The organism is Amycolatopsis sp. NPDC041971 (genome assembly GCF_055588925.1).
The window spans coordinates 1-8,976 of the sequence record NZ_JBVJCE010000040.1; the positions used below are offsets into that span (position 1 = coordinate 1).

Genomic DNA, 8,976 nt, shown 5'->3' on the forward strand with positions numbered 1-8,976 from the left:
GCTTAGTTCACTAGCACACTGTTGAGTTCTCAAGCAACACACCCCGAATCACACCACACACGCGGCCTTATCCGAAGCAGTCATTTCTTGGCTTTTTCCGGAGCACACCCTAGCACCTGCTCGAAACTGCCGTTTCAGCGGGGGTAGAGTTACCTCTCCGGTTCGGGACCACCCACTCTACCACCATCCGGTGGGAGCTTGGTTCGTGTTCCCGGCGGCCGCTCGGTTTCCCTGGCGACGAAGAGAACATTACACGGCCCGAAACCGGCGTTTACAGGGGGGTCCTCTTTTGCGCGTCGGGGCTCTGACCTGCGTCGATCGTGCCCTCCCCCGGAACCGGCTCTCCGTGCGTGGCGACCACCGTCAGCACGACGAGGGCGGCGGCGAGCGCGGCCGTGATGTGGATGGGCGCGGGCGTGAACGACGCGGCGAACACGAGCACCGCGGTCACCGGGAACCCGATCGCGATCGGACGGCATTCGTTGGCGGGGCCGATGTGCATCAGCCAGACGCTGAGCAGGTAGATCGCGACGGGCACGGTCGTGGCCATGGCGGCGGGCAACGGGGCGACGTGTCCGGTGTGGGTGTCGTAGTCGACGGCGACCTCGAGGCCGGCGCCGAGCGCGGCCGCCGAGGCGAAGATCAAGTAGTGCCCATAACCCCAGCTCGCGACGGTGAACAGGCTCTTCGCCCTTTCCAGCCGGACGTGACCCGGCTGGTCGAAGTACAGCCACCACAGGGAGAAGACCAGCACGAGCCCCGCGGCGGCGAGCGAGATCAGGCTGCCGGTGTGCTCGCCTTTGTCCAGCCCCTCCTTGATCGCGGTGGTCGCGCCGAGGATGGATTCACCCAGCACGATGATCGTGAACAGGCCGTAGCGCTCGGCGATGTGGTGCGGATGCCAGCCCGTCCAGCGCTTGCGTTCGGCGATCACCGGGACCGCGAGCTCGGCCACCAGGAGCACGAAGAACGACGGCAACGCCAAGGACTCCGGCAGACCGAGACGGACGACCCACAGGATCTGGACGATCGTGATGCCGACGGCGTACCGCAACGCGGCCGGACGGCAGTGCGGATCGGTCCGCGCGGCGCGCAGCCATTGCACAACCATCGCCAGCCGCATCAGGACGTAACCGGCCACCGTGATCGTGAAGTCGCCCTCGAAGGCCGACGAGACACCGGCGGCGACGGTCAGCCCGCCGGCGATCTGCACCAGCGTCACCAGCCGGTACGGGACGTCGTCGGTGTCGAACGAGGAGGCGAACCAGCTGAAGTTGAGCCAACCCCACCAGATCGCGAAGAACACCATCCCGAAGCTGAGCACCCCGTGCCCGATGTGGTTTTCGGCGATCGCGTGGTGCAGACCGGCGGCCGCCTGCGCGACGGCGACCACGAAACACAGGTCGAACAACAGCTCCAGCGGGGTCGCGACCCGGTGCCCTTCACCGGAATCGCGCATCGTCATCGGCCGGTACCAGACCCTCAGCCGACTTCGCCGTGCAGAACTCTCCACCATCACCGCTCCTCGCACTCTCGATCCGCGGTGATCTTCGCAGCCGGGAGCGGTTCACACACTCGGAGGAACGCGCGGCGGGTGGGCCCGGGCCGGGTGCACCTCCCCAGGCGACCCCGCGCGGACCCACCCGCGCGAATGCCTCACCAGGACTCGGCTCGTCAGTGGTGGTGAGCCGGCTGCCGCCGAACGGTCCCCCGCGGACGCCGACGGCCGTCCACCGGCTCGTGACCGTGGGTTTCCATTCCTGAAACTCCGGACTCACCACGATCGCTTCGCCGATCGATCCATCCCCGATCGATCGACAGAAATACCACTGTCGGTAGCCATGACACAGCGGTGAAGGCTCCGTTAGGTCTACCCGGTCGCTCTGAGTAGCACCAGGGGCTAGCGGCGTCAGTCACTCGGATGGAGCATCCGATCTTGCCGAACGTAGTCATCGGCACGCACGGATGACTCAGCCGCGTGGACTGTCGGCGGCAGTCCGCTCGGCGTCCTCTCGTTCGGTGAGCAAACGCCGCTTCCGCCGGGCACGAAGTTCGATCACGGCGAGTAAAAGCGCCGAACTCGTCAGGACGGCGGCGCACAGCATCGCCGCGGTCAGCGCCGATGGGTAGCCACCGTTCGCACTCAGCACCGCGTGGAAGACCGAGGCCAGCACGACGGTGCCGATCGCGGTGCCGATCCGCTGTCCGGTCTGCAACGCACCCCCCGCCACGCCCGCCATCGACGTCGGGACGCATTCCAGGGTCAGCGTGGTGTTGGGCGAAATGACCATGCCGCCACCGACGCCCGCGACGAGCAACGGCAGCGCGAACCACCAGCCCGCTGCAACCCCGGGATCCCGCCCGGCGAGGACGGCGACCGTGATCATCCCGGCGATCACCATGACCAGGCCGGTGACGGTGAGCTTGCGTCCCCATTTCGGCACCAGCCGTCCCGCGATCGCCGCCGACACGGCCGAACCGAGGGCGAAGGAGGTGACGGCGAGCCCGGATTGCAGTGGCGTGTAGCCGAGGCCTTGCTGGAAGAAGATGGCGAAGACCAGCCACATACCGGTGAACCCGCTGAAGTACAGCGCGCCGACGGCGGCACCCGTGGCGTAGCCCGGGGTGTCGGAGAACAGCCGGGTGTCGAGCAGCGGCGGACGGCCGCGCCGCACCATCGAGCGTTCCCAGCGCACGAACGCGAAACCGAAGACCACCGCGACCACGAACAGCCACCACAGGCTGCTGAGCCCGCCCTCTTCGGATTCGATCAGCGGGAGCAGGACGCCGAGGACGGCGACACCCAGCAGCATGATGCCGACGAAGTCGATCTCGCCCCGCAGGCTTCTCGCCGGTGTCTCCGGTTTCGGGAGCCATCTCAAGGCCAGCCCGAACGCCAGGAACCCGATGGGCACGTTCACGTAAAAGACCCAGCGCCAGCCTTCCGGATCGCCGAAGACCGCGAGGATCACACCGCCGAGCACGGGCCCGACGGCGGTCGAGATCCCGACGGTGGCGCCGAACATGCCGAACGCGCGGCCCCGTTCCGCGCCGCGGAACAGGTCCTGGATCATCCCGCTGTTCTGCGGCGTCATCATCCCCGAGGCGAAACCCTGCAGCAACCGCGCGATGATCAGCGTCGTCTCGTTCGGCGCCGCGCCGGCGAACACGCTGGTCAGCACGAAAGCGGCGAGCGCGAACAGGAACATGCGGCGGCGGCCGAGCGCGTCGCCGAGCCTGCCGCCGGACACCAGCACCAGCCCGAAGGCCAGCGCGTAGCCCGACACGACCCACTGGATCCCGCCACTCGACGCGCCGAGATCCTTCTGGATCGAGGGCAGTGCCGTGTTGACGATGCTGACGTCGAGCAGGCCCATGAACCCGGCGGCCAGGGAGACGGCGAGCGCCTTCCAGCGCCGGGGGTCGGGTTCGTAGGTGCTCATCAGGTGCTGGCGGCGATCCCGGGGATGCCCTTGAGTTCACCGATCAGCATCGCCGTCACCTTGACCGGATAGTCGTAGAGCGCGAAGACCGTCTGGTTCTTTCCGACCAGCTTCAGGTGCACCGGGGTCTCGCCCTTGTGGGCCAGCAAAGTCTGCTTCAGTTCACTGACCACCGACTGGTCGATCTTCTCCGCCGCGGCCAGCAGGACGAGCGGCAGATCGTCGTCGCCGTTGCCGACCTCGGACAGGTCGAGCGGCACGAGCCCGCCACCGAAGATGGACATCTTGTCCTCGCGCCAGTTCACCCTGCCCTTGACCAGCACCGCGTTGTCCTCGATGAGATCGGCGGAGAACATCGCGTAGGACTTCGGGAAGTACAGGACCTCCAGCGAGGCGTCCATGTCTTCGATGGTGCAGATCGCCCAGGGCTCGCCCTTCTTGTTGACCCGGCGTTCCAGCGCGGTGATCAGCCCGGAGACGACCAGCTCACCTTCCTTCGGCGGGTCGGCGAGGATCGCGGCGATCGGCCGCGGCGCGTGTTTGCGCAGGATGCGTTCGGCGCCGTCCAGCGGGTGTGCCGAGACGTAGAGGCCGAGCATCTCCCGTTCGTAGGCCAGGAGCTGCTTGCGCGGATACTCCTCCTCCCCGAACTTCAGATGCGCGAGCGGCGACGAGGACACCGCGTCGCCGGCGTCGTCGTCCCCGCCGAACCCGAAGAGGTCGAACTGGCCCATCGCCTCCTGGCGTTTGAGCGGGACCACGGCCTCGACCGCGTCCTCGTGGACCTGGATCATCGAGAGCCGCGTGTTGCCGAGCGAGTCGAAGCCACCCGCCTTGATCAGCGATTCGATGACACGCTTGTTGCAGGCCACCAGTTCGGACTTGTCGAGGAAGTCGGTGAAGGAGGAGTACTTCCCCTTCTCGTCGCGGGTCTTGATGATCGACTCGACGACGTTCGCGCCGACGTTGCGGACGGCACCCATGCCGAAGCGGATGTCGTCCCCGACGGCCGCGAACCTCAGCGCCGACTCGTTGACGTCCGGCGGGAGCACCTTGATCCCGAGGCGGCGGCACTCCGAGAGGTAGACCGCGGACTTGTCCTTGTTGTCACCGACCGAGGTGAGCAGGGCGGCCATGTACTCCGGCGTGAAGTTCGCCTTGAGGTACGCGGTCCAGTACGAGATCAGGCCGTACGCTGCCGCGTGGCTCTTGTTGAACGCGTAACCCGCGAAGGGGAGGATCGTGTCCCAGAGCGCCTTGATCGCCTCGGACGAGAAGCCGCCGGGGAGGAGTTCACTCGCCTTCATCCCCTCTTCGAAGCCGACGAACTCCTTCTCGAGGACTTCCTGCTTCTTCTTGCCCATCGCGCGGCGGAGCACGTCCGCGCGGCCCATCGAATACCCGGCCACTTTCTGGCCGATGTGCATGATCTGTTCCTGATAGACGATCAGGCCGTAGGTGTCGGCCAGGATCTCCTTCAGGGGCTCTTCGAGCTGGGGGTGGATCGGCTTGACCTTTTGCCGCCCGTTCTTGCGGTCGGCGTAGTCGTTGTGCGCGTTCATGCCCATCGGGCCTGGGCGGTACAGCGCGCCCACCGCCACGATGTCGTCGAACACCGTCGGCTGCATACGACGCAGCAGATCCCGCATCGGCCCGCCGTCCAGCTGGAAGACGCCGAGCGTGTCACCGCGGGAGAGCAGTTCGTAGGTCGCCTTGTCCTCGACGCCGAGGGTGTCAAGGTCGATGTCGATCCCGCGGTTGGTCTTGATGTTGTCGATCGCGTCACCGATGACGGTGAGGTTCCGCAGGCCGAGGAAGTCCATCTTCAGCAGGCCGATGGCCTCGCACGACGGGTAGTCCCAGCCGGTGATGATCGAACCGTCGTCGCGCTGCCACAGCGGGATGGCGTCGGTCAGCGGGTCGCAGGACATGATGACCGCGCAGGCGTGGACACCGGCGTTGCGGATCAGGCCCTCGAGGCCACGGGCGGTCTCGAAGATCGTCTTGCACTCTTCGTCGGTCTCGACGAGCGCGCGGACCTCGGCCGCTTCGCCGTAGCGCTCGTGCTTCGAGTCGACGATGCCCGAGAGCGGGATGTCCTTCGCCATGATCGGCGGCGGCAGCGCCTTCGAGATCCGGTCCGCGATCGCGTAGCCCGGCTGCCCGAAGTGGACCCGGGCGGAGTCCTTGATGGCAGCCTTGGTCTTGATGGTGCCGAAGGTGATGACCTGCGCGACCTTGTCGACGCCGTACTTGTCGGTGGCGTAGCGGATCATCTCACCGCGACGGCGGTCGTCGAAGTCGATGTCGATATCGGGCATCGAGACGCGCTCGGGGTTCAGGAACCGCTCGAACAGCAGCTTCTGCGGGATCGGGTCCAGGTTGGTGATACCGAGGACGTACGCGACCAGCGAGCCGGCGGCGGAACCACGGCCGGGACCGACGCGGATGCCGACCTTACGGGCGTAGTTGATGAGGTCGGCGACGATCAGGAAGTAGGCCGGGAAGCCCTTCCCGATGATGACGTCGAGCTCGATCTCGATGCGCTCGTTGTAGTCCGGGTCCGGGACGCCGTCCGGGAACCGCCACTTGAGGCCGCGCGCGACCTCTTCCCGCAGCCAGGTGCCCTGGTCGTAGCCCTCGGGGACCTCGAAGAACGGCAGCCGGTCCTTGTGCGTGTACACGTCCTTGTAGGACTCGACGCGCTCGGCGATCAGCAGCGTCGAGTCGGCCGCGCCGGGGACCTCCTTGTCCCAGTACTCCCGCATGTCGGCGGCCGACTTCAGGTAGTAGCCGTCACCGTCGAACTTGAACCGGTTCGGGTCGTTCAGCGTCTTGCCGGCCTGCACGCACAGCAGCGCGGAGTGGGTGTCGGCCTGGTCCTTGGTGACGTAGTGCGAGTCGTTGGTGGCCAGCGGCTTGAGGTCGAGCAGCTTGCCGACCTCGAGCAGGCCTTCACGGACCGACCGCTCGATCGGCAGCCCGTGGTCCATCAGTTCGAGGAAGAAGTTGTCGGCGCCGAAGATGTCCTTGTAGTCCGACGCGGCCTGGATCGCCTCGGTGCGCTGCCCCAGCCGCAGCCGCGTCTGCACCTCGCCCGAGGGGCATCCGGTGGTCGCGATGATGCCGTGGTGGTTCTCCGCGATCAGCTCGCGGTCCATCCGGGGCTTGCGATAGTAGCCCTGCATGCTCGCGAGCGAGGACAGCTTGAACAGGTTGCGCAGGCCGGTGGAGTTCGCGGCGAGCATCGTCATGTGCGTGTACGCGCCGGCGCCGGAGACGTCGCCGCCTTCACCGAGTTCGTCGGCGCCACGCTGGTTCGACTGTCCCCAGAAGACCGGCTTCTTGTGGAACCGGCTCTCCGGCGCGACGTAGGCCTCGATGCCGATGATCGGCTTGAGGTCGTGTTTGAGCGCCTGCTGGTAGAACTCGTCCGCGCCGTACATGTTGCCGTGGTCGGTCATCCCGACCGCGGGCATGCCCAGCCGCGCCGCCTCCTTGAACAAGGGGGCGATCTTCGCCGCACCGTCGAGCATCGAGTACTCGGTGTGCACATGCAGGTGGACGAAGGAATCGTTCGACACCAGCGAAAACCTCCCCTAGGCAGACGGATCCCTGGCTGCTTGACGCGGGCCGGTCCTCCCACCTTATGCGCCGAGGTTCGACGGCGCCCGGGCGGGATGGCGGGCCGCCGCGGCAAGCTTCCTCCCGTAATCACCCAGCTTCAACTAGGCGCGCGGAGAGGCTCCGGTTACCCCCGAACGGGGCGCCGGATCAGCTCAGCCGGGCCAGCCGCTCGTCGACCACCTCCTTGTCGAACCACTCCGGATCGAAGCCGTGGCCGCCGAGCTCTTCGAGCAGTGCCTCGTTCTCTTCGTCGTCCGGATCACGCAGTGCCTCCAGCAACATCTCGTAGCTCTGCTCGTCCTCACATTCCGCCGGAGGCGTGGCGCGTTCGCCGTCGAGGCAGCTCGGCGCTTCCGGAAGGGCGACCAGCCGTTCGACGCGGATCCAGTGCCTCCAGCACTCCATCTCGTAGACGAGCCGGTGGCCGGGTGAGGTGAGGACCTGGCCGAGTGTCGCTTCGTCGTCCAGACGGTCGCCCTCACCGCTCTGGGCATCGACGCTGAAGCCGCCGTACGCGGTCTCGAACCGGTGATGCCGCCGCTCGTCGTGGTCGAACGCGGCAGCGAGGATCCGGTGCAGTCCGGCGAGGGTGACGTCGGAACGGACTTCGAGCCGTCGCCAGATCGCGTCGTCCGGTGCGGACAGGGCGACCGCCAACCGAAGTCCGGTGACCGGCACGGGCGAGGACAGGACGAGCGGCAGCGGATCGGCCGACGGCAAGCGGGGCAGCGGTTCGTAGGCGGGAAGACCGAGCCACCGGCGCAGCTGGGCGGCACGCACGGGCAGATCGGGTTTCGGATCGGTCCCCGGTTCCGAGAGCTTGGGGACGCTCTCCCGGATCCAGGCGTCGCGGTCCGCCTTGGCGATCAAGGCGGCTTCGACCTGGCTCCGGAACTCTTCGGGGGTCAGCGGTGCCTCGGTCACCTCGAAGCCGTTGCGTAGAACCGCCAAGGCGTCCCCGGGTACGGGGTGGAGTTCGATCACGTCGACCTCGCGCTCGTTGACCACCACCTCGACCCCCACCGAGCGCTTGCCCGCGATCAGTGTGGCGGCCAGGACCACGAGGTCCTGATCCACTTGGCCTTGGACGACACAGTCCGACAGTTCGATCGGGCCGTGGAGCAGTTTCGGCCAGCGCTCCACTTTAGACACGTCCAGAGGCGGACGCGGCCGGTGGGAGCGCTGGCTCTTCGGTCGTTTGGCGGGCTTGCGGCCGCGGCTGACGGGGCTCACCACTCCAGTATCGGATCGGCACCGACAGTTTTTGAAAAATGGTTGCCGACCAGGACATGGATGGGCAGACTGGCCAGCCGCCAAGATCACCTAACCGCCCCGGAGAGTTGATGATCGACCTGCAGGCCATGAACGAGCACGTGATCGCGGAGTTCCGCGCGAACGGCCGCCACGGCGATGGCCTCCCGACCCTGTTGCTCACCACCACCGGCGCGCGCACCGGGCGGCGGCACGTGACGCCGATGCTGTTCCTGGCCGACGACGACCGCTACGTCGTCTTCGCCGCCAACGGAGGTGCTCCCGGGCATCCGGACTGGTACCGCAACCTCGTCGCGGAGCCGTCTGTCGACGTCGAGGCGGACGGAGAGTCCTTCACCGCTCACGCGATCGAGGTCACCGGAGCGGCTCGGGACCGTCTGTTCACGAAACAGGCGAAGGCGTTCCCTCGGCTGGCGGAGCACCAGGCGAAGACCAGCAGGCCATTCCCGGTGATCGCGCTCAAGCGGGTGTGACGCTCACGTGGGTCGCGGGGGGGGGGGGGGGGGGGGGGGGGGGGGGGGTGGTGGGGGGGGGGGGAGGGGGGGGAGGGGGGGGGGGGGGGGGGGGAGGGGGGGCTGGGAGCGTGGCCCTGCATGGTGGCTCAAAGGTGGGGGAAGAGGAGTGAACGAGGGAC

General features: G+C 67.2%; 5 protein-coding genes. 1 reads left to right on the plus strand and 4 read right to left on the minus strand.

Going from position 1 to position 8,976, the window contains the following annotated elements:
- Positions 1–271: 271 nt before the first annotated feature.
- From ACZ6DT_RS40005 to ACZ6DT_RS40020, 4 genes are all read right to left on the minus strand, one after another.
- On the minus strand, positions 272–1,516 hold the full coding sequence (locus tag ACZ6DT_RS40005; RefSeq protein ID WP_465605244.1) for a low temperature requirement protein A: 1,245 nt from the start codon (positions 1,514–1,516) through the stop codon (positions 272–274).
- A 454-nt stretch (positions 1,517–1,970) separates the two neighbouring features.
- Positions 1,971–3,443 carry an MFS transporter gene (locus ACZ6DT_RS40010; protein ID WP_465605247.1) on the minus strand — a complete coding sequence of 491 codons (1,473 nt, stop codon included), beginning with the start codon at positions 3,441–3,443 and terminating at the stop codon, positions 1,971–1,973.
- Positions 3,443–7,027 (minus strand): DNA polymerase III subunit alpha, encoded by a 3,585-nt coding sequence (gene dnaE, locus ACZ6DT_RS40015; protein WP_465605248.1) that lies wholly within the window; start codon positions 7,025–7,027, stop codon positions 3,443–3,445. Before dnaE ends, ACZ6DT_RS40010 begins: the two co-directional genes overlap by 1 nt.
- Before the next feature lie 190 nt (positions 7,028–7,217).
- Positions 7,218–8,303, minus strand: a complete 1,086-nt coding sequence (locus tag ACZ6DT_RS40020; protein WP_465605252.1) for a plasmid pRiA4b ORF-3 family protein — start codon at positions 8,301–8,303, stop codon at positions 7,218–7,220.
- Between the two features lie 110 nt (positions 8,304–8,413).
- Here ACZ6DT_RS40020 and ACZ6DT_RS40025 point away from each other — a divergent pair, with 110 nt between their 5' ends.
- Complete coding sequence (locus tag ACZ6DT_RS40025; RefSeq protein WP_465605255.1) at positions 8,414–8,815, plus strand: nitroreductase/quinone reductase family protein; 402 nt, start codon at positions 8,414–8,416, stop codon at positions 8,813–8,815.
- Positions 8,816–8,976 lie beyond the last annotated feature (161 nt).

Bases quoted from the DNA above. Each gene is read 5' to 3' on its own strand.
- ACZ6DT_RS40005 (WP_465605244.1), bottom strand. From the start codon at position 1,516: ATGGTGGAGAGTTCTGCACGGCGAAGTCGGCTGAGGGTCTGGTACCGG.
- ACZ6DT_RS40010 (WP_465605247.1), bottom strand. From the start codon at position 3,443: ATGAGCACCTACGAACCCGACCCCCGGCGCTGGAAGGCGCTCGCCGTC.
- ACZ6DT_RS40025 (WP_465605255.1), top strand. From the start codon at position 8,414: ATGATCGACCTGCAGGCCATGAACGAGCACGTGATCGCGGAGTTCCGC.